The 17,610-nt window shown below is 43.1% G+C and carries 20 protein-coding genes; 18 read left to right on the forward strand and 2 right to left on the reverse strand.

All coding sequences use genetic code 11. From position 1 onward, the window contains the following. Window positions 1-416 precede the first annotated feature (416 nt). From ADM50_RS07585 to ADM50_RS07605, 5 genes are all read left to right on the forward strand, one after another. A complete protein-coding gene (locus tag ADM50_RS07585) occupies window positions 417-1,028 on the forward strand; it encodes a CadD family cadmium resistance transporter (protein ID WP_000531728.1) in 612 nt (203 codons plus the stop codon). A gap of 233 nt (window positions 1,029-1,261) precedes the next feature. Beyond that, window positions 1,262-2,308 carry a FecCD family ABC transporter permease gene (locus tag ADM50_RS07590; protein ID WP_049485157.1) on the forward strand — a complete coding sequence of 349 codons (1,047 nt, stop codon included), beginning with the start codon at window positions 1,262-1,264 and terminating at the stop codon, window positions 2,306-2,308. A 1-nt stretch (window position 2,309) separates the two neighbouring features. Continuing rightward, window positions 2,310-3,065, forward strand: a complete 756-nt coding sequence (locus tag ADM50_RS07595) for an ABC transporter ATP-binding protein (protein WP_000364120.1) — start codon at window positions 2,310-2,312, stop codon at window positions 3,063-3,065. Window positions 3,066-3,084: 19 nt separating this feature from the next. Continuing rightward, complete coding sequence (locus ADM50_RS07600; RefSeq protein ID WP_049485159.1) at window positions 3,085-4,095, forward strand: ABC transporter substrate-binding protein; 1,011 nt, start codon at window positions 3,085-3,087, stop codon at window positions 4,093-4,095. Continuing rightward, window positions 4,076-4,768, forward strand: a complete 693-nt coding sequence (locus tag ADM50_RS07605) for an alpha/beta hydrolase-fold protein (protein ID WP_049485160.1) — start codon at window positions 4,076-4,078, stop codon at window positions 4,766-4,768. Before ADM50_RS07600 ends, ADM50_RS07605 begins: the two co-directional genes overlap by 20 nt. A gap of 42 nt (window positions 4,769-4,810) precedes the next feature. Here ADM50_RS07605 and ADM50_RS07610 read toward each other — a convergent pair whose 3' ends face one another. Beyond that, window positions 4,811-5,560, reverse strand: coding sequence for a lysophospholipid acyltransferase family protein (locus ADM50_RS07610; RefSeq protein ID WP_049485162.1), 750 nt, complete (start codon window positions 5,558-5,560; stop codon window positions 4,811-4,813). 132 nt (window positions 5,561-5,692) lie between these two features. Here ADM50_RS07610 and ADM50_RS07615 point away from each other — a divergent pair, with 132 nt between their 5' ends. The 6 genes from ADM50_RS07615 to ADM50_RS07645 all read left to right on the forward strand — a co-directional run bounded on the left by ADM50_RS07615 (window position 5,693) and on the right by ADM50_RS07645 (window position 12,999). Next, window positions 5,693-8,029: a cation-translocating P-type ATPase gene (locus tag ADM50_RS07615; RefSeq protein ID WP_049485208.1), complete on the forward strand. Its 2,337-nt coding sequence runs from the start codon at window positions 5,693-5,695 to the stop codon at window positions 8,027-8,029. A 101-nt stretch (window positions 8,030-8,130) separates the two neighbouring features. Then, a complete protein-coding gene (locus ADM50_RS07620; RefSeq protein WP_049485163.1) occupies window positions 8,131-8,808 on the forward strand; it encodes a tRNA (adenine(22)-N(1))-methyltransferase in 678 nt (225 codons plus the stop codon). After that, window positions 8,795-9,592 (forward strand): Nif3-like dinuclear metal center hexameric protein, encoded by a 798-nt coding sequence (locus ADM50_RS07625; RefSeq protein WP_049485165.1) that lies wholly within the window; start codon window positions 8,795-8,797, stop codon window positions 9,590-9,592. Before ADM50_RS07620 ends, ADM50_RS07625 begins: the two co-directional genes overlap by 14 nt. A gap of 16 nt (window positions 9,593-9,608) precedes the next feature. After that, window positions 9,609-10,712, forward strand: a complete 1,104-nt coding sequence (locus ADM50_RS07630; RefSeq protein ID WP_049485166.1) for an NAD(P)/FAD-dependent oxidoreductase — start codon at window positions 9,609-9,611, stop codon at window positions 10,710-10,712. A 300-nt stretch (window positions 10,713-11,012) separates the two neighbouring features. Continuing rightward, window positions 11,013-12,032, forward strand: coding sequence for a UDP-glucose 4-epimerase GalE (galE, locus tag ADM50_RS07640; RefSeq protein WP_049485170.1), 1,020 nt, complete (start codon window positions 11,013-11,015; stop codon window positions 12,030-12,032). A gap of 1 nt (window position 12,033) precedes the next feature. Continuing rightward, on the forward strand, window positions 12,034-12,999 hold the full coding sequence (locus tag ADM50_RS07645) for a glycosyltransferase family 2 protein (RefSeq protein ID WP_049485209.1): 966 nt from the start codon (window positions 12,034-12,036) through the stop codon (window positions 12,997-12,999). Window positions 13,000-13,074: 75 nt separating this feature from the next. Here the strand turns inward: ADM50_RS07645 and ADM50_RS09470 are convergent, their stop codons facing one another. Next, window positions 13,075-13,278: a ferredoxin gene (locus ADM50_RS09470; protein ID WP_002874767.1), complete on the reverse strand. Its 204-nt coding sequence runs from the start codon at window positions 13,276-13,278 to the stop codon at window positions 13,075-13,077. Window positions 13,279-13,323: 45 nt separating this feature from the next. On the opposite strand from ADM50_RS09470, the gene ADM50_RS07650 reads away from it, so the two are divergent. The 7 genes from ADM50_RS07650 (at window position 13,324) to ADM50_RS07680 (ending at window position 17,564) form a co-directional block, all read left to right on the forward strand. Beyond that, window positions 13,324-13,830, forward strand: a complete 507-nt coding sequence (locus ADM50_RS07650) for an SAG1386/EF1546 family surface-associated protein (protein WP_000410189.1) — start codon at window positions 13,324-13,326, stop codon at window positions 13,828-13,830. A 9-nt stretch (window positions 13,831-13,839) separates the two neighbouring features. Then, window positions 13,840-14,514, forward strand: coding sequence for a (d)CMP kinase (gene cmk, locus ADM50_RS07655; RefSeq protein WP_000849416.1), 675 nt, complete (start codon window positions 13,840-13,842; stop codon window positions 14,512-14,514). 118 nt (window positions 14,515-14,632) lie between these two features. After that, window positions 14,633-15,139: a dihydrofolate reductase gene (locus ADM50_RS07660; protein ID WP_049485171.1), complete on the forward strand. Its 507-nt coding sequence runs from the start codon at window positions 14,633-14,635 to the stop codon at window positions 15,137-15,139. Then, a complete protein-coding gene (locus ADM50_RS09650) occupies window positions 15,139-15,309 on the forward strand; it encodes a hypothetical protein (RefSeq protein WP_000442260.1) in 171 nt (56 codons plus the stop codon). The genes ADM50_RS07660 and ADM50_RS09650 overlap by 1 nt, the downstream gene beginning before the upstream one ends. A gap of 36 nt (window positions 15,310-15,345) precedes the next feature. Beyond that, window positions 15,346-16,578, forward strand: coding sequence for an ATP-dependent Clp protease ATP-binding subunit ClpX (gene clpX, locus ADM50_RS07670; RefSeq protein WP_012972566.1), 1,233 nt, complete (start codon window positions 15,346-15,348; stop codon window positions 16,576-16,578). An 8-nt stretch (window positions 16,579-16,586) separates the two neighbouring features. Next, window positions 16,587-17,174: a ribosome biogenesis GTP-binding protein YihA/YsxC gene (yihA, locus tag ADM50_RS07675; protein WP_020900580.1), complete on the forward strand. Its 588-nt coding sequence runs from the start codon at window positions 16,587-16,589 to the stop codon at window positions 17,172-17,174. A 9-nt stretch (window positions 17,175-17,183) separates the two neighbouring features. Next, complete coding sequence (locus ADM50_RS07680) at window positions 17,184-17,564, forward strand: RidA family protein (RefSeq protein WP_001140420.1); 381 nt, start codon at window positions 17,184-17,186, stop codon at window positions 17,562-17,564. Window positions 17,565-17,610: the final 46 nt, after the last annotated feature.

A 17,610-nucleotide genomic window follows, 5' to 3' on the forward strand; every position in this document is an offset into this window, starting at 1 on the left:
CACAAGGAGTTTCATCTTTTTCACTAGGATTTTAGCCCGAGCTCAAATCAGCTCTCTGATATTCAGAGAGCTTTTTTATTGAGGTTTTATCGGTCACAATTTTGGAGACTACAAAAACCTCAAATGGTATCAGCTAATGACACCATGAAGGTGCGCAGTTACTCGGCTTGAAAAGCCGAGTAACTGTCTGCAAGCCCCCTCGGAGAGCCAACACTTTACGAAGTAAAGTATAGTATGTTATACTTTACATGGAAGTAGTCACCGAATTCCAGTTAGAAATTACTTTGTAACTACGTTTTGAGGAGGAGTAAAATGCTTTCCTACGTTCGACATTACCCACTAGCGATAGCTAAATTAATGTGTCTGTGCTCTCCTAAAATCTGCTGATTTATTACTAACTAATACAGGAGGTTTTTATGGGACAGACAATCATATCTGCTATTGGTGTTTATATTTCCACCAGTATCGATTATTTAATTATTTTAATTATTTTATTTGCACAGCTATCACAGAATAAACAGAAATGGCATATTTATGCGGGGCAATATCTAGGAACAGGCTTACTTGTAGGGGCGAGTTTAGTTGCTGCTTATGTCGTTAATTTCGTTCCTGAAGAATGGATGGTTGGATTGCTTGGTTTAATCCCTATCTATTTAGGGATTCGCTTTGCAATTGTTGGAGAAGGTGAGGAAGAAGAGGAAGAAATTATTGAAAGATTAGAACAAAGCAAGGCAAATCAACTGTTTTGGACAGTTACATTGCTGACAATTGCGTCTGGCGGAGATAATTTAGGTATCTATATACCTTATTTTGCTTCGTTAGATTGGTCACAGACCCTCGTGGCGTTGCTTGTGTTTGTAATCGGCATAATTATCTTTTGCGAGATTAGTCGGATGTTATCCTCTATTCCGTTAATATTCGAGACAATTGAAAAATACGAGCGAATCATTGTGCCCATAGTATTCATTCTACTTGGACTATACATCATGTATGAAAATGGCACGATAGAGACTTTTCTGATCGTGTAGATTTTTTTGTTTCACTAGGATTTTAGCCCGGGCTCAAATCAGCTCTCTAATTTTAGAGGGCTTTTTATGTTGTCACTTTACCTCGATATACCCAAGTATAATCTTCGGTTACGATTATTAGCACTGTAAGACCAACTATATTTATTTTTCTCATCTTGTTCCATTGTTGAAAATATGGTATACTTTTTATGAGAATTTTCTAAATTTTTAAGATTCTATCAAAGGAGGTTTGCATGCTTTCCAAATTTTCTGGAAGCCGACGGGACCTGCAATTTGTGTTACTTTTAGGTATTTTGCTAGCTGTTTTAGGGATTTCCCTCTTTCTAGCAGTTTCTATGGGATCCGTTGAGATTGATCTAGGCGATACCTATCGGATTATTTTGAGCAGGTTGGGATTTCCTCTTGAGATAGGAGAGGTTTCTAAGTCCACTCTTGCCATTGTATGGAACATGAGGTTCCCCCGAGTATTGTTAGGCCTGATAGTAGGGGCTGGTCTTTCCATGTGTGGTAGCGTGATGCAGTCCACGGTAAACAACCCTATCGCTGAGCCCTATGTCTTAGGCATCTCTGCGGGTGCAACTCTAGGGGCAACTTTGAGCATCATTCTTGGTTTAAAATTAGTGATTAGCCTTGGAGCTTTCCTTGGAGCTATTTTGGCAACAATCGCTGTCCTCATCATTGCCTCTATGCAGGGAAGGATGACGACTTCTAGTCTGATCTTATCAGGAACGGTGGTCAATGCTCTCTTTCTGGCATTTTCCAACTTTATTATCTCAGTCGGCGCTAATGCGGACAGTGTGATGACTATTAAGTTTTGGACTATGGGCTCGCTTGCCGGGACTAGCTGGTCTGACTTAGTCCTGCCAACTATGGTGGTAGGAATAGCCTTTCTATTTTTCTCTACTCAGTATCGTGTTTTTAATGCGATGATGATGGGAGATGAGGCTGCTTTAACTTTGGGGATTCCCTTACGCTTCTATTGGTATCTTTATGTGACCATGGTGGCTGTGTTGACAGCAGTATTAGTGGCAACCTGTGGGATTATTGGATTTGTCGGTCTGATTACGCCACATTTAGCTCGAGGGTTAGTAGGAACGAATTACAGGAGACTTTTTCCCGTTGCGACCTTACTGGGTGCCCTCTTTGTCATATGGGCAGATGTACTCTCTCGTATCATCATTCCAAACGCAGAGCTACCTATTGGTATTTTCACAGCTTTAGTGGGTGCTCCCTTCTTTATCTACATTGTTGGAGGTAGGCGAAGGGAGGTGAGGGTCTGATATGGACTTGATTTGTCAGGATGTCCACTTTGGACTAGGAGAGAAAAAAATTCTCAAAGGAGTTTCTCTTAAGGTTGAGGGGCATCAATTCCACACGATATTAGGGCCAAATGGAAGTGGAAAAACCAGCCTGCTTAAACTCCTCTATCGCCAGGAAAAGGCGGACAAAGGCTTGATAAGCCTAGATGGAAAGCCGCTGGAGCATTGGTCACTCAAAGAAACAGCCAAGCAAATGGCAGTTGTCACCCAGTTTAATCAATTGCAGTTTGATTGTACAGTTGAGGAAATCGTCTTGCTGGGAAGAACTCCCCACCTCTCTTTTCTACAGAAGGAAAAGGAAAGGGATTATGCCCTCGTTCAAGATGCTCTCGTCAAGGTGGATATGCTTGAGAAGAAAACTCGTCTCTATTCGTCTCTGTCAGGGGGGGAGAAACAACGAGTCTTATTAGCCCGCGCCTTGGCGCAAGAACCGACTCTCTTGCTCCTGGACGAACCAACCAATCACCTGGATATCAAGTATCAGCTAGACTTGTTGGCCATTGTGAAGAATCTCAAGGTCAATGTTCTAGCTGTCCTACATGATATTCAACTTGCTTGTCGCTATTCGGATTATCTCTATCTGATGAAAGAGGGAGAAATCCTTTACCAAGGGACTCCAAAGGAGACCATCACCCCTGAGTCATTGCAAACTGTATACGGAGTTCAAAGTCAGGTTACTTGGACCGAGGATCAGCAAGCTATGATTCACTATTTATAAGAATGAAAAGGAAAACAAGATGAAAAAAACACTAAGCATTTTACTCGTAACAGTAGCTACCCTAACCATGGCAGCTTGTGGCAATACTACTACAGAAAAAACTACCACACAGTCTAGCACAGAAACAAGTCAAAAGGCGAGCACAGAGACGACTTATCCGTTAACGGTCAAGACCTATGATGCTAAGGGAAATGAAGTCGAACAAGTCTTTGACAAGGCACCTGAAAAAGTTATTACCAACAATCTTTCAACCACTGAAATCTTATTGGAGTTAGGCTTGAAGGATAAAATTGCTGGCATGCTCAACCCTGACAATGCTGTAACGGACAAATACAAGGATGCTATTGCGACGATTCCTCAAATTGGCGATAAAAAAACAGTCTCACAAGAGACAGTGCTTTCTTATGAACCGGATGCGGTGATGGGTCGAAACATGATGTTCTCTGAAAAATCCTTGGGAACAGTTAGCACTTGGAATGAAAATAAAATCCCAGTCTATACACAAAAAGCTTCTCTCTCAACGATTCAGCAAGATTTGGGAAATATCGTAGAAGATGTCAAAAATCTTGGAATGATTTTCAATGTTCAGGACAAGGCTAATGAATACGCAGCCCAATTACAAGCTAAAATTGACGCTGTTAAGAAAGCAAATCCAACAAGCCAAGGTGAAAAGAAAAAGGCTTTGATTATGGTTGCTTATAATGATGAAACCTTTGGTGCCTACAAGTCTGCTTTGCAAGAAAGCTTGTTGAATCAACTTGGTTATACCAACGTTGCAACGGGAACATCAGGCTTGACCTTGGAAAATCTCGTGTCAATGGATCCTGAGTTGATTATCTATGTAACCAGCGACCGCAATAAAAAATTGGATGCTAACGCAGTAGAGTTGATGAAGGCAAATGAAGTTTTGGAAAATGTTCCTGCTATTAAGAATCAAAAAATCATGACTATTTCTTACGATGAGTTGATGGATTATGGTCCAGCAGTGATTGATTCCCTTGAGAAAATCAATGACTTTATCAATAAATAATGAGTTTGATTGGGAAGGGATCCAAGTCAAGGTCAGTCTTCCTTCGACCTATGACCCCAATCAAACCTATCCAGCTATTCTCTTGAATGATGGAAACTTGGATTTTCTATCTTCCCTTTCTGAATCTGTGATTTTAGTGGGCTTGACCTCTAAAAATCGCCTAGACGATTACACTCCATGGAAGGCAGCTGCTCTGAGAGATGGGGCTCCAGATTTTGGCGGTCAGGCAAATACCTATCATAGTCATTTATTTGGAGGTCTTTTAGACAAGTTGCAGTCACTTTATCGTCTGGACAAAAATCGCCTTGCTTATGGAGGATACTCACTAGGTGGTTTGGCGGCTGTATACAGTCTTTTCAGCTTTGACAAGGTCTCCTGTGTCTTCTCTATCTGTGGTTCCTTTTGGTATCCTGATTTTACGACTTATTGCAAGGATGAAAGGGTGAAAAATTTGGACTGTTTGCTGTATTTACAGAATGGTCAAACAGAAGGAGCCCATCATACCAATCGCTTGGCTCAAGCTCCAGCCTATGCTGAGCAGATCCATACCAGCCTTCAGCAACGCTATCCAACTGGTCAATTTGTCTTTGATCCTTATGGGCATCATGAGCAAGTTGCTGAGCGATTTCTAGCCTTTTCCAACTGGTTGTCCCAAAAATGGAAAATCGAATAAAAGAAATATCCCTTGGCAAAAGCCAAGGGATAATTGTATTTTTTAACCAAGAGCCTCTCTCTTCTTATCTGGATTCCAGATAAAGCTTGCAATGAAGGTAAAGATAATCGTTAGGATACCAACAACCACAGCAAGGATGAGGGCTGGGATGCGGACAAACCACCAGAGTGGGTTTGGTTTTTTATCATTGTGCCATTGCTTGGTTTCTTCGTCCAAACGTTGGAATTCTGCTTGGATACGGTCTGCAACCATTTCAATCCCTTCATCATTCATTTTCTTGATGTCTGAGATATCGATAGGATTTCCAAAGTTCATATCCACACGTTCACGGCTGACCAAGCCTTTCAAGGTCATGGGACCGGTGTAGGTAACAGGCATGATACGGACCTTAGCCATTTTAGCAATCAAGGCTACTCCACCCTTGACATCATTTGAGTGACGGCTCCCACTTGGAAACATGATGAGAGAGCGGTCGCTTTTTTTGAGGACGTTGATAGGGTACTTGATGGCAGAGGCGTTAGGTTTTTCACGGTCGATAGGAAAGGCGCCACACATACGGATCCACCAGCCAAAGATACGGTTGTTAAACAGCTCTTTTTTGGCCATAAAGATGAACTGTTTTGGCTTGGTCGCAAAGGCCATGTAAACAGGATCCCACCAGGTACGGTGAGGTGCGACGAGGATATAGTTTTCGTCTCGGCTAGGGATTTTATCAGTATTGTGATAGTGGGCATTGCCATTGATGGACCACAAGATCAGCATGACTAGTCCACGCAAATAAGTATAAAACATGAGATCTCCTTCGATTGTATTGCTTTTATTATTATACCTTATCAAAAGACTACTGGCAAACTTTTTCAGTTATCAGCCAACAGTTTTAGATGGGATTAGAATTCTTTAAAAAAAAATGATATGATAGAATTTATGGATAAAAATAAGATTATGGGATTAACCCAAAGAGAAGTCAAGGAAAGACAGGCTCAAGGTTTGGTCAATGACTTTACCGCTTCAGCCAGTACCAGTACTTGGCAAATCATCAAACGAAATGTTTTTACACTTTTTAACGCATTAAACTTTGTTATTGCCCTAGCGCTTGCCTTTGTACAGGCTTGGAGCAATCTGGTCTTCTTTGCCGTTATCTGCTTTAACGCTTTTTCTGGGATTGTGACTGAGCTACGGGCCAAACACATGGTGGATAAGCTCAATCTCATGACCAAGGAAAAGGTCAAAACCATCCGTGATGGTCAAGAAGTCGCTCTCGATCCAGAAGAGTTGGTTCTAGGAGATGTCATTCGTTTGTCTGCTGGGGAGCAGATTCCTAGTGATGCTCTGGTTCTGGAAGGATTTGCGGAAGTCAATGAAGCTATGTTGACGGGTGAGAGTGATTTGGTGCAAAAGGAAGTGGATGCCTTGCTTTTATCAGGGAGTTTCCTAGCCAGTGGCGCAGTTTTGGCTCAAGTCCACCATGTCGGGGCAGACAATTATGCTGCCAAACTCATGCTGGAAGCTAAGACAGTGAAACCGATCAACTCCCGTATCATGAAATCGCTGGACAAGCTAGCTGGTTTTACTGGGAAGATTATTATTCCCTTTGGTCTAGCTCTCTTGTTAGAAGCCTTGATTTTAAAGGGTTTGCCCCTCAAGTCATCTGTTGTAAATTCATCGACTGCCCTTTTGGGAATGTTACCCAAGGGAATCGCCCTTTTGACCATTACTTCACTCTTGACTGCGGTGATCAAGCTGGGCTTGAAAAAGGTCTTGGTGCAGGAGATGTACTCTGTCGAGACCTTGGCGCGCGTGGATATGCTCTGTCTGGACAAGACGGGCACCATCACCCAAGGAAAGATGCAGGTGGAGGCTGTTCTCCCTCTGACGGAAACTTATAGTGAAGAGGCTATTGCCAGCATTTTGACTAGCTATATCGCTCATAGTGAGGATAAAAATCCAACAGCTCAAGCCATTCGCCAGCGTTTCCAAGGACAGGTTGCCTATCCTGCGATCTCCAATCTTCCTTTCTCAAGCGACCGCAAGTGGGGAGCTATGGAATTAGAAGGGCTAGGAACGGTTTTCTTAGGGGCGCCTGAGATGTTGTTGGACTCTGAAGTCCCAGAAGCCAGAGAGGCTTTAGAGAGAGGTTCACGTGTCTTGGTCTTGGCCCTCAGTCAGGAAAAACTAGATCATCACAAACCACAGAAACCGTCTGACATTCAAGCCCTGGCCTTGCTGGAAATCTTGGACCCGATTCGAGAAGGAGCAGCTGAGACGCTGGATTATCTCCGTTCTCAGGAAGTGGGCCTCAAGATTATCTCTGGCGACAATCCAGTTACGGTTTCCAGCATTGCCCAGAAAGCTGGTTTTGCAGACTATCACAGCTATGTAGATTGTTCAAAAATCACGGATGAGGAATTGATTGCCATGGCTGAAGAGACAGCTATTTTCGGACGTGTTTCCCCTCATCAAAAGAAACTCATCATCCAAACTCTGAAAAAAGCAGGGCATACAACGGCAATGACAGGGGACGGTGTCAATGATATTCTGGCTCTTCGTGAAGCAGACTGTTCGATTGTAATGGCAGAAGGAGATCCGGCGACACGTCAGATTGCCAATCTGGTTCTCTTGAACTCAGACTTTAATGATGTTCCTGAGATTCTCTTTGAAGGTCGTCGTGTGGTTAATAATATTGCCCACATCGCTCCGATTTTCTTGATAAAGACCATTTATTCCTTCTTGCTTGCGGTGATTTGTATTGCTAGTGTTTTACTAGGGCGGTCTGAGTGGATTTTGATTTTCCCCTTCATTCCAATCCAGATTACCATGATTGACCAGTTCGTGGAAGGTTTCCCGCCATTCGTTCTGACTTTTGAGCGAAATATCAAGCCTGTTGAGCCAAATTTCCTCAGAAGATCCATGCTACGTGCCCTACCAAGTGCCCTTATGGTCGTCTTTAGCGTTCTTTTTGTGAAAATATTTGGAGCGAGTCAAGGTTGGTCTGAGTTAGAAATCTCAACCCTACTTTATTATCTCCTTGGATCTATCGGTTTCTTATCTGTATTTAGAGCTTGCATGCCATTTACCCTCTGGCGTGTTCTCTTGATTGTCTGGTCTGTAGGAGGCTTCATAGCTACAGCTCTCTTCCCAATGATCCAGAAGTTGCTTGAAATTTCAACCTTGACAGGGCAAACGTTGCCTGTTTATGGGGCCATGATGCTGATCTTTACGGTGATTTTCATTCTAACTAGTCGTTACCAAACTAGAAAATAAAGAAAGACTGCAATCTGTGGATTGCGGTCTTTTTAGGTGCAAGATTGCTAGCCGAAATATGGTATAATAAAAGGTAATAGAGTTTTGGAAAGTGAGAGAAGATGATTTCAAAGAGATTAGAAATGGTAGCTTCCTTTGTGCCACAAGGAGCTATTTTACTAGATGTGGGAAGTGACCATGCTTATCTGCCCATCGAGTTAGTTGAGAGAGGCCAAATCAAAAGCGCCATTGCAGGGGAAGTGGTGGAAGGACCCTACCAGTCTGCTCTCAAGAATGTTGAGGCTCACGGTCTAAAGGAGAAAATCCAAGTCCGTTTAGCCAATGGCTTAGCGGCATTTGAAGAGGTTGACCAAGTCTCTATTATCACCATTGCTGGTATGGGTGGCCGTTTGATTGCTACCATATTGGAAGAAGGTTTGGAAAAGCTAGCTAATGTAGAGCGTTTAATCCTCCAGCCCAATAATCGTGAAGACGACTTGCGCATCTGGTTGCAAGAGCACGGTTTTCAGATCGTAGCAGAAAGCATTCTAGAAGAAGCAGGCAAATTTTATGAAATTCTAGTTGTGGAAGCAGGACAAATGAAGCTATCAGCAAGTGATGTCCGTTTTGGACCTTTCTTGTCCAAAGAAGTCAGCCCAGTCTTTGTCCAAAAATGGCAAAAGGAAGCTGCTAAGTTAGAGTTTGCCCTTAATCAAATCCCAGAAAAAAATATGGAGGAACGTCAAGTTCTTGTAGATAAAATTCAAGCCATCAAGGAGGTGCTCCATGCTAGCAAGTGAAGTAATTAGAGCTTATGAAGACTTTTGTCCTCAGGAATTTTCCATGGAGGGTGACAGTCGTGGCCTGCAAATCGGTACTTTGGACAAGGATATCCAAAGGGTCATGGTTGCCCTCGATATTCGAGAAGAGACGGTGGCAGAGGCCATTGAAAAGGGTGTGGATTTGATTATCGTTAAGCACGCGCCTATCTTTCGTCCCATCAAGGACTTGGTAGCCAGCCGTCCGCAAAATCAGATTTACATCGACCTGATCAAGCATGACATTGCGGTTTATGTTAGCCATACCAATATTGACATCGTTGATAATGGGTTAAATGACTGGTTCTGCCAGATGCTAGGTATTGAGGACACGACCTATCTGCAGGAAACAGGCCCAGGACGTGGGATTGGGCGGATTGGGAATATTCAGCCTCAGACATTTGGGGAATTGGCCCAGCATGTTAAGCAAGTCTTTGGTCTTGATAGTCTTCGAATGGTGCATTATCAAGAGAGTGATTTGCAGAAGCCTATTTCAAGAGTGGCCATCTGTGGTGGCAGTGGGCAGTCTTTCTACTCTGATGCTTTAGCAAAGGGGGCAGATGTTTATATCACTGGCGATATCTACTATCATACAGCTCAGGATATGCTTTCTGATGGCCTGTTGGCATTGGACCCAGGCCACTATATAGAAGTGCTTTTTGTGGAAAAAATCGCAGCACTTCTTACTCAATGGAAGGCAGAAAATAGCTGGACTATTGATATCTTGCCTAGTCAGGCATCGACTAATCCTTTCCACCATATCTAGTTAGAAGGTGAAGACAATGAAAAGAGTAGCCATAATCGGAGCAGGGATTGTGGGGGCAACAGCTGCCTACTACCTCTCGAAAGAAAGTGACCTAGAGGTGACCGTTTTTGACCATGGTCAAGGTCAGGCTACCAAGGCAGCAGCGGGAATTATCAGTCCTTGGTTTTCAAAACGCCGTAATAAAGCCTGGTACAAGATGGCGCGCTTGGGAGCTGACTTTTATGTGGATTTGTTGGCTGATTTAGAAAAGTCAGGACAGGAAATCGACTTTTACCAGCGTTCGGGAGTTTTCCTCTTGAAAAAGGACGAATCCAAGCTAGAAGAACTTTATGAACTAGCACTCCAGCGTAGGGAAGAATCTCCCTTGATAGGTCAATTAGCCATTCTAGACCAAGCGTCTGCTAATAACTACTTTCCTGGTCTGCGAGGATTTGACCGCCTGCTCTATGCTTCTGGTGGAGCGAGAGTAGATGGCCACCTCTTAGTGACTCGTTTGCTAGAAGCCAGTCAAGTCAAGCTGGTCAAAGAAAAAATGAGTCTGACACCTTTAGCAGCAGGTTACCAGATTGGCGAAGAGGTGTTTGAACGGGTTGTTTTAGCGACGGGAGCTTGGTTGGGGGACATTTTGGAGCCTTTAGGATATGAGGTAGATGTTCGCCCCCAAAAGGGACAACTACGAGATTATCAACTTACCAAAGATATGAAATCTTACCCTGTTGTCATGCCAGAAGGGGAGTGGGATTTGATCCCTTTTGCAGGTGGGAAATTGTCCTTGGGCGCTACCCACGAAAATGATATGGGATTTGACTTGACGGTAGATGAAACCTTGCTCCAACAAATGGAGGATGCGGCCTTGCCTCACTATCCAGCCTTGGCAGAAGCGAAATCATCGGGTGATCGTGTGGGAATTCGTGCCTACACCAGTGATTTCTCCCCTTTCTTTGGGCAGGTACCAGGATTGGCAGGTGTCTATGCGGCTAGTGGTCTAGGTTCATCAGGTCTCACAACGGGTCCAATCATCGGGTATCATCTATCCCAGCTGGTCCAAGACAAGGAGTTGACCTTGGCCCCAGTAAACTATCCAATTGCAAACTATGTCAAACGAGTAAAAAGCGAATAATACTCAATGAAAATCAAAGAACAAACTAGGAAGCTAGCCGCAGGCTGCTCAAAACACTGTTTTGAGGTTGTGGATCGAACTGACGAAGTCAGCTCAAAGCACTGCTTTGAGGTTGTGGATCGAACTGACGAAGTCAGTAACCATACCCACGGTAAGGCGACGCTGACGTGGTTTGAATTTGATTTTCGAAGAGTATAAGCATTTTACTAAAATTTTAGCAGGTGGTTTAGGATGTCAAATGACATTCCCTATCAAAAATGATAAAATAAGAAAAAATAATCCGAGAATCGAGGAAGAAAGATGCAAGAAAAGATTTTGGTAACTGGTGGTGCTGGATTTATCGGAACCCACACTGTTATTGAGTTGATCCAAGCAGGTCATCAAGTCGTTGTGGTGGATAATCTTGTCAATAGCAATCGTAAAAGTTTAGAAGTTGTTGAGAGAATTACAGGAGTCGAGATTCCTTTTTATGAGGCAGATATCCGTGACACAGATACCCTCAGAGATATTTTCAAGCAGGAAGAACCGACTGGTATCATTCACTTTGCTGGTCTGAAGGCTGTTGGCGAATCAACCCGCATCCCTCTTGTCTACTATGACAACAATATCGCTGGAACTGTCAGTCTTCTAAAAGCTATGGAAGAAAACAACTGTAAGAACATCATCTTCAGTTCTTCTGCGACAGTTTACGGAGATCCTCACACTGTTCCAATCTTGGAAGATTTCCCACTTTCAGTGACCAATCCATACGGTCGTACTAAGCTGATGTTAGAGGAAATTTTGACGGATATCTACAAGGCAGATTCAGAATGGAATGTGGTTTTGCTTCGTTACTTTAATCCAATCGGAGCGCATGAAAGTGGAGACTTGGGAGAAAATCCTAACGGAATTCCAAACAATCTCTTGCCTTATGTTTCACAAGTAGCAGTGGGCAAACTAGAACAAGTACAAGTTTTTGGAGATGATTACGATACAGAAGATGGAACTGGGGTTCGTGACTATATCCATGTCGTAGACCTTGCTAAAGGTCACGTTGCAGCTTTGAAAAAACTCCAAAAAGGTTCAGGTCTAAACATTTATAACCTTGGAACTGGTAAAGGTTACTCCGTTCTTGAAATTATCCAAAATATGGAAAAAGCAGTGGGACGTCCTATTCCTTACCGCATCGTAGAACGCCGCCCAGGTGATATCGCTGCCTGCTACTCAGACCCAGCAAAAGCCAAAGCAGAGCTCGGATGGGAAGCAGAACTCGACATCACCCAAATGTGTGAAGACGCATGGCGTTGGCAAAGCAAGCATCCAAATGGATTTGAAGACTAAGATGATGATTTCAATCATTGTCCCATGTCTAAACGAAGAGGAAGTACTTCCTCTTTTTTATCAGTCTGTGGAAGCTCTGCTTCCTGACTTGGGAGCAGAAGTCGAATATGTCTTTGTAGACGATGGCTCAAACGATGGGACCTTAGAGCTTTTGAAGGCCTATCGGGAGCAAAATCCTGCGGTCCGTTATGTCTCATTCTCACGAAATTTTGGGAAAGAGGCAGCCTTATACGCAGGCTTGCAGCATGCAACTGGAGACTTGGTGGTCGTGATGGATGCAGATCTTCAGGATCCTCCTAGTATGCTACTTGAGATGAAAGCCTTACTAGACCAAAATGCAGACTTGGACTGTGTTGGGACACGGAGAACTAGTCGGGAGGGAGAACCCTTTTTCCGCAGTTTCTGTGCTGACGTCTTTTACCGCCTCATGCAAAAAATTAGCCCAGTAGCCTTGCCCTCAGGTGTCCGTGATTTTCGCATGATGAGAAGATCTGTGGTGGATGCTATTTTATCCTTGACAGAGTCCAATCGTTTTTCTAAGGGCCTCTTTGCTTGGGTGGGTTTTAAAACGCACTATCTCGACTATCCAAATGTCGAAAGACAGGCTGGCAAGACCAGTTGGAGTTTTAGGCAGCTCTTTTTCTACTCGATTGAAGGGATTCTCAACTTTTCAGATTTTCCCTTGAGTATAGCCTTTGTAGCGGGACTTCTATCTTGTTTTATTTCTTTTGTGATGACTATTTTTGTGGTGTTTCGGACCCTTATCTTGGGAAATCCGACATCTGGTTGGACCTCTTTGATGGCTGTCATTCTTTTTCTTGGAGGGATTCAACTCCTGACCATTGGAATTCTAGGCAAGTATATCAGTAAGATTTATCTAGAGACCAAAAAAAGACCACTCTATCTCGTCAAAGAAAAAAGTGACCTTTCTATTATTGAAGGAAAAAATAACCAAAAAAGACTATAATTTTACCTAGAAATATGCTAAACTAGTAGATGTGGGAAAAATGAGAAAAAATCAATTATATTTATTCCCTGCTTCCTACGATGGATCTTTTAGAAGTGCACGTGTAGGACAATTTTTGATGGCCTCCAGAACATCGCTAGTCTCAGCGATTTCTCTTTGCAATTCAACTGGATCATCGTAAAATCGAACGATTCCATTATCATGGTAATCAAAGAGTTCAGAATAGGTTTGGCAAAGCCCGCAGGCAATGCACCGTTCGGGTATAAGTGTGACTTTCATATTTATATTGTAATAAGAAAATGTAAAAAAAACAAGGAGTAAGGTATGGAAAAAGAACCGTGGCAAGAAGATATCTACGAAAACAATGAGGAAGAAACAAGATCAGAGCGTCGACACCGGAAACAAAAAGGGAAAGGCGTTGTTGCCAATCGTGTCTTGACGGTTCTAGCTAGCCTCTTCTTTGTAATCGTTGTAGCAATGGTAGTTGTATTGATTTACCTATCAACCGGAGGAAGCAATCGTACTTCATCTTTGAAGGACTTCTATGATGCATCGTCTCCTTCTACAAGTTCAAGTTCTAAAGTAGAAGCATCATCATCTTCAAGTAGCAAGGTAGAGGAAACAGCTTCTTCTGAATCAACACCTTCAGAAAGCAGTTCGGAAGAACATGCAGAGGGTGAAGGAACACTTACAGTACAGCCTGGAGAGGGAGAGGCAGCTCTTGCTCAGCGTGCAGGGATTTCCATTGCCCAGCTAGAATCCCTAAATCCTTCTCATATGTCATCTGGATCTTGGTTTGCCAACCCAGGTGATGTGATTAAGACAAGATAGGAGTCGGTCATGAAGACAATTCAAATTGCTATCGATGGTCCAGCTTCGAGTGGCAAGAGTACGGTTGCAAAGATTGTCGCTAAGGATTTTGGTTACACTTATCTCGATACGGGTGCTATGTACCGTGCTGCGACTTATATAGCGCTTAAGAACCAGTTGGATGCAGGAAATGTAGATCAACTTCTCGAGCTTCTTAACCAACACCCCATTAGTTTTGGTCGTTCAGAAACAGGTGAGCAACTTGTTTTTGTAGGGGATGTTGATATTACCCATCCGATTCGTGAAAATGAAGTGACCAACAAGGTTTCAAGCATTGCTGCCATTCCTGAGGTGCGTGAGAAACTGGTTTCGCTCCAGCAAGAGATTGCTCAGCAAGGTGGTATCGTCATGGATGGGCGTGATATCGGGACAGTTGTTTTACCACAAGCTGAACTTAAAATTTTCCTAGTGGCTTCTGTTGAAGAAAGAGCAGAGCGTCGTTACAAGGAAAATATTGCTAAAGGGATTGAAACAGACCTTGAAACGCTGAAAGAAGAGATTGCGGCGCGTGACTACAAGGATAGTCATCGTGAAACCTCACCTCTCAAACAGGCTGAGGATGCAGTTTATCTTGACACAACTGGACTAAGTATCCAGGAAGTGGTCGAAAAAATCGAATCAGAAGCAAAAAAATATATGTCCTAGGGACGAGAGGAGCAGGCTAAATGAAGCCTGCTCCTTTTCTCTCTTTTGCGCGCGTTTCAAAACAGTCTTTTTGGGAGAATTTTGATAAAATAGTAGTATCAATAAAAAGGACGGAAGCATGACAAAGAAAATCATAGCCATTTGGGCCCAAGATGAAAAAGGTGTGATTGGGAAGGAAGATCGTCTCCCTTGGCATTTGCCAGCAGAGTTGCAACATTTTAAGGAAACAACTTTAAATCATGCTATACTGATGGGGCGAGTGACCTTTGATGGCATGGGACGTCGTCTGCTTCCAAAACGGCAAACCCTGATTTTAACGCGCAATAGCGAAGAAGTCATAGATGGGGCGCTCGTATTTCAAGATGTGGAGTCTGTTTTAGCGTGGTATCAGAGTCAGGAAAAAAATCTCTATATCATTGGCGGAAAACAGATTTTTCAGGCTTTTGAACCCTACCTTGACGAAGTAATTGTGACTCAAATTCATGCTCGGGTGGAGGGAGATACCTATTTCCCTGAGGAGTTTGATTTGTCTCTTTTTGAGACAGTTTCAAGCAAATCCTATACCAAAGATGAGAAAAATCCTTATGATTTTACCATCCAATACCGCAAGAGAAAGGAAGTCTAATGGAACGTAGTATATTTGGTTTTTTCACAGCCATGCTGTGTTTGGTCTGCTTGCTTGCAGGAGCACAGGCTTTTCGTAAAAAGCGTTATGGACTTTCTGTCCTGCTCTGGTTAAATGCCTTTACCAATTTGGTCAATAGTATCCATGCTTTTTACATGACCTTATTTTAGATAGAATGACAGTATAGAATAGAACGGAAGGAAATCATGCCTACAAATAGGAATAATGATATGATGGTTTATTGCTCATTTTGTGGCAAAAGCCAAGAAGAAGTACAAAAAATAATCGCTGGGAACAACGCCTTTATCTGTAATGAATGTGTGGAGTTGGCTCAGGAAATCATTCGAGAGGAGTTGGCGGAAGAAGTCTTAGCAGACTTGTCTGAGGTACCAAAACCAATCGAACTCCTCCACATCTTGAACCACTATGTAATCGGTCAAGATCGTGCCAAACGTGCTTTAGCAGTAGCAGTATACAACCACTACAAACGCATCAATTTCCACGATACGCGTGAAGAGTCGGAAGATGTAGATTTGCAGAAGTCAAACATCTTGATGATTGGCCCAACTGGTTCAGGGAAAACATTTCTTGCCCAGACCTTGGCTAAGAGCTTGAATGTACCTTTTGCGATTGCGGATGCGACAGCTCTGACTGAGGCTGGTTATGTGGGTGAGGACGTGGAAAATATCCTCCTCAAACTCTTGCAAGCTGCTGACTTTAACATCGAACGTGCAGAGCGTGGGATTATCTATGTGGATGAAATTGACAAGATTGCTAAGAAGAGTGAGAACGTATCGATCACACGTGACGTTTCAGGTGAAGGGGTGCAACAAGCCCTTCTCAAGATTATCGAGGGAACCGTTGCAAGCGTACCGCCTCAAGGTGGACGCAAGCATCCACAACAAGAGATGATTCAGGTGGATACTAAAAATATCCTCTTCATCGTGGGTGGCGCCTTTGATGGTATCGAAGAAATTGTCAAACAACGTCTGGGTGAAAAAGTCATCGGATTTGGTCAAAATAACAAGGCAATTGACGAAAATAGCTCATACATGCAAGAAATCATCGCAGAAGATATTCAAAAATTTGGTATCATCCCTGAATTGATTGGACGCTTGCCTGTCTTTGCAGCTCTTGAACAATTGACCGTTGATGACTTAGTGCGTATTTTGAAAGAGCCAAGAAATGCCTTGGTTAAACAATATCAAACCTTGCTTTCTTATGATGATGTTGAGTTGGAATTTGACGACGAAGCTCTTCAAGAGATTGCCAATAAAGCCATCGAACGCAAAACTGGTGCGCGAGGTCTTCGCTCGATTATCGAAGAGACCATGCTAGACGTCATGTTTGAAGTACCGAGTCAGGAAAATGTGAAATTGGTCCGCATCACAAAAGAAGCTGTCGATGGAACGGATAAACCAATCCTAGAAACAGCCTAGAGGTGACTATGGAACTTAATACACACAATGCAGAAATCTTGCTCAGTGCGGCCAATAAATCCCACTACCCACAGGATGAACTGCCAGAGATTGCCCTAGCAGGGCGTTCAAATGTTGGCAAATCTAGCTTTATCAACACCATGTTGAACCGCAAAAATCTTGCTCGTACATCAGGAAAACCTGGGAAGACCCAGTTACTCAACTTCTTCAACATTGATGACAAGATGCGCTTTGTGGATGTGCCTGGTTATGGCTATGCCCGCGTTTCCAAAAAGGAGCGTGAAAAGTGGGGGCGCATGATTGAGGAATACTTAACGACTCGTGAAAATCTCCGTGCCGTGGTTAGTCTAGTGGATCTCCGCCACGACCCGTCAGCAGATGATGTGCAGATGTACGAATTTCTCAAATATTATGAGATTCCGGTTATCATCGTTGCGACCAAGGCGGACAAGATTCCCCGTGGTAAGTGGAATAAGCACGAATCAGCAATCAAAAAGAAATTAAACTTTGATCCAAGTGACGATTTCATCCTCTTTTCATCTGTCAGCAAGGCAGGGATGGATCAGGCTTGGGATGCAATATTAGAAAAATTGTGAGGGAAAGAAATGGCAAAAACAATTCATACAGACAAAGCTCCAAAGGCTATCGGACCATATGTTCAAGGGAAAATCGTTGGCAATCTTTTGTTTGCTAGCGGTCAAGTTCCCCTATCTCCTGAAACTGGAGAAATTGTAGGAGAAACGATCCAAGAACAGACAGAACAAGTCTTGAAAAATATCGGTGCTATTTTGGCTGAAGCAGGAACAGACTTTGACCATGTTGTCAAAACAACTTGCTTCTTGAGCGATATGAATGACTTTGTTCCTTTTAACGAGGTTTACCAGACTGCCTTTAAAGAGGAGTTCCCAGCTCGTTCAGCTGTAGAGGTTGCACGTCTTCCTCGTGATGTAAAAGTCGAAATTGAAGTGATCGCAGAGATTGGATAAGCTAGTTGAAGTTTGGCTCTGCCAAACTTTTTTTGATATAAGGAGA

The sequence above is a fragment of the Streptococcus oralis genome (genome assembly GCF_001075675.1).
In the GTDB taxonomy this organism is placed as follows: domain Bacteria; phylum Bacillota; class Bacilli; order Lactobacillales; family Streptococcaceae; genus Streptococcus; species Streptococcus oralis_V.

Coding starts and splice junctions, on each gene's coding strand:
- ADM50_RS07585 (WP_000531728.1), top strand. CDS start 417: ATGGGACAGACAATCATATCTGCTATTGGTGTTTATATTTCCACCAGT.
- ADM50_RS07590 (WP_049485157.1), top strand. CDS start 1,262: ATGCTTTCCAAATTTTCTGGAAGCCGACGGGACCTGCAATTTGTGTTA.
- ADM50_RS07595 (WP_000364120.1), top strand. CDS start 2,310: ATGGACTTGATTTGTCAGGATGTCCACTTTGGACTAGGAGAGAAAAAA.
- ADM50_RS07600 (WP_049485159.1), top strand. CDS start 3,085: ATGAAAAAAACACTAAGCATTTTACTCGTAACAGTAGCTACCCTAACC.
- ADM50_RS07605 (WP_049485160.1), top strand. CDS start 4,076: ATGACTTTATCAATAAATAATGAGTTTGATTGGGAAGGGATCCAAGTC.
- ADM50_RS07610 (WP_049485162.1), bottom strand. CDS start 5,560: ATGTTTTATACTTATTTGCGTGGACTAGTCATGCTGATCTTGTGGTCC.
- ADM50_RS07615 (WP_049485208.1), top strand. CDS start 5,693: ATGGATAAAAATAAGATTATGGGATTAACCCAAAGAGAAGTCAAGGAA.
- ADM50_RS07620 (WP_049485163.1), top strand. CDS start 8,131: ATGATTTCAAAGAGATTAGAAATGGTAGCTTCCTTTGTGCCACAAGGA.
- ADM50_RS07625 (WP_049485165.1), top strand. CDS start 8,795: ATGCTAGCAAGTGAAGTAATTAGAGCTTATGAAGACTTTTGTCCTCAG.
- ADM50_RS07630 (WP_049485166.1), top strand. CDS start 9,609: ATGAAAAGAGTAGCCATAATCGGAGCAGGGATTGTGGGGGCAACAGCT.
- galE (WP_049485170.1), top strand. CDS start 11,013: ATGCAAGAAAAGATTTTGGTAACTGGTGGTGCTGGATTTATCGGAACC.
- ADM50_RS07645 (WP_049485209.1), top strand. CDS start 12,034: ATGATGATTTCAATCATTGTCCCATGTCTAAACGAAGAGGAAGTACTT.
- ADM50_RS09470 (WP_002874767.1), bottom strand. CDS start 13,278: ATGAAAGTCACACTTATACCCGAACGGTGCATTGCCTGCGGGCTTTGC.
- ADM50_RS07650 (WP_000410189.1), top strand. CDS start 13,324: ATGGAAAAAGAACCGTGGCAAGAAGATATCTACGAAAACAATGAGGAA.
- cmk (WP_000849416.1), top strand. CDS start 13,840: ATGAAGACAATTCAAATTGCTATCGATGGTCCAGCTTCGAGTGGCAAG.
- ADM50_RS07660 (WP_049485171.1), top strand. CDS start 14,633: ATGACAAAGAAAATCATAGCCATTTGGGCCCAAGATGAAAAAGGTGTG.
- ADM50_RS09650 (WP_000442260.1), top strand. CDS start 15,139: ATGGAACGTAGTATATTTGGTTTTTTCACAGCCATGCTGTGTTTGGTC.
- clpX (WP_012972566.1), top strand. CDS start 15,346: ATGCCTACAAATAGGAATAATGATATGATGGTTTATTGCTCATTTTGT.
- yihA (WP_020900580.1), top strand. CDS start 16,587: ATGGAACTTAATACACACAATGCAGAAATCTTGCTCAGTGCGGCCAAT.
- ADM50_RS07680 (WP_001140420.1), top strand. CDS start 17,184: ATGGCAAAAACAATTCATACAGACAAAGCTCCAAAGGCTATCGGACCA.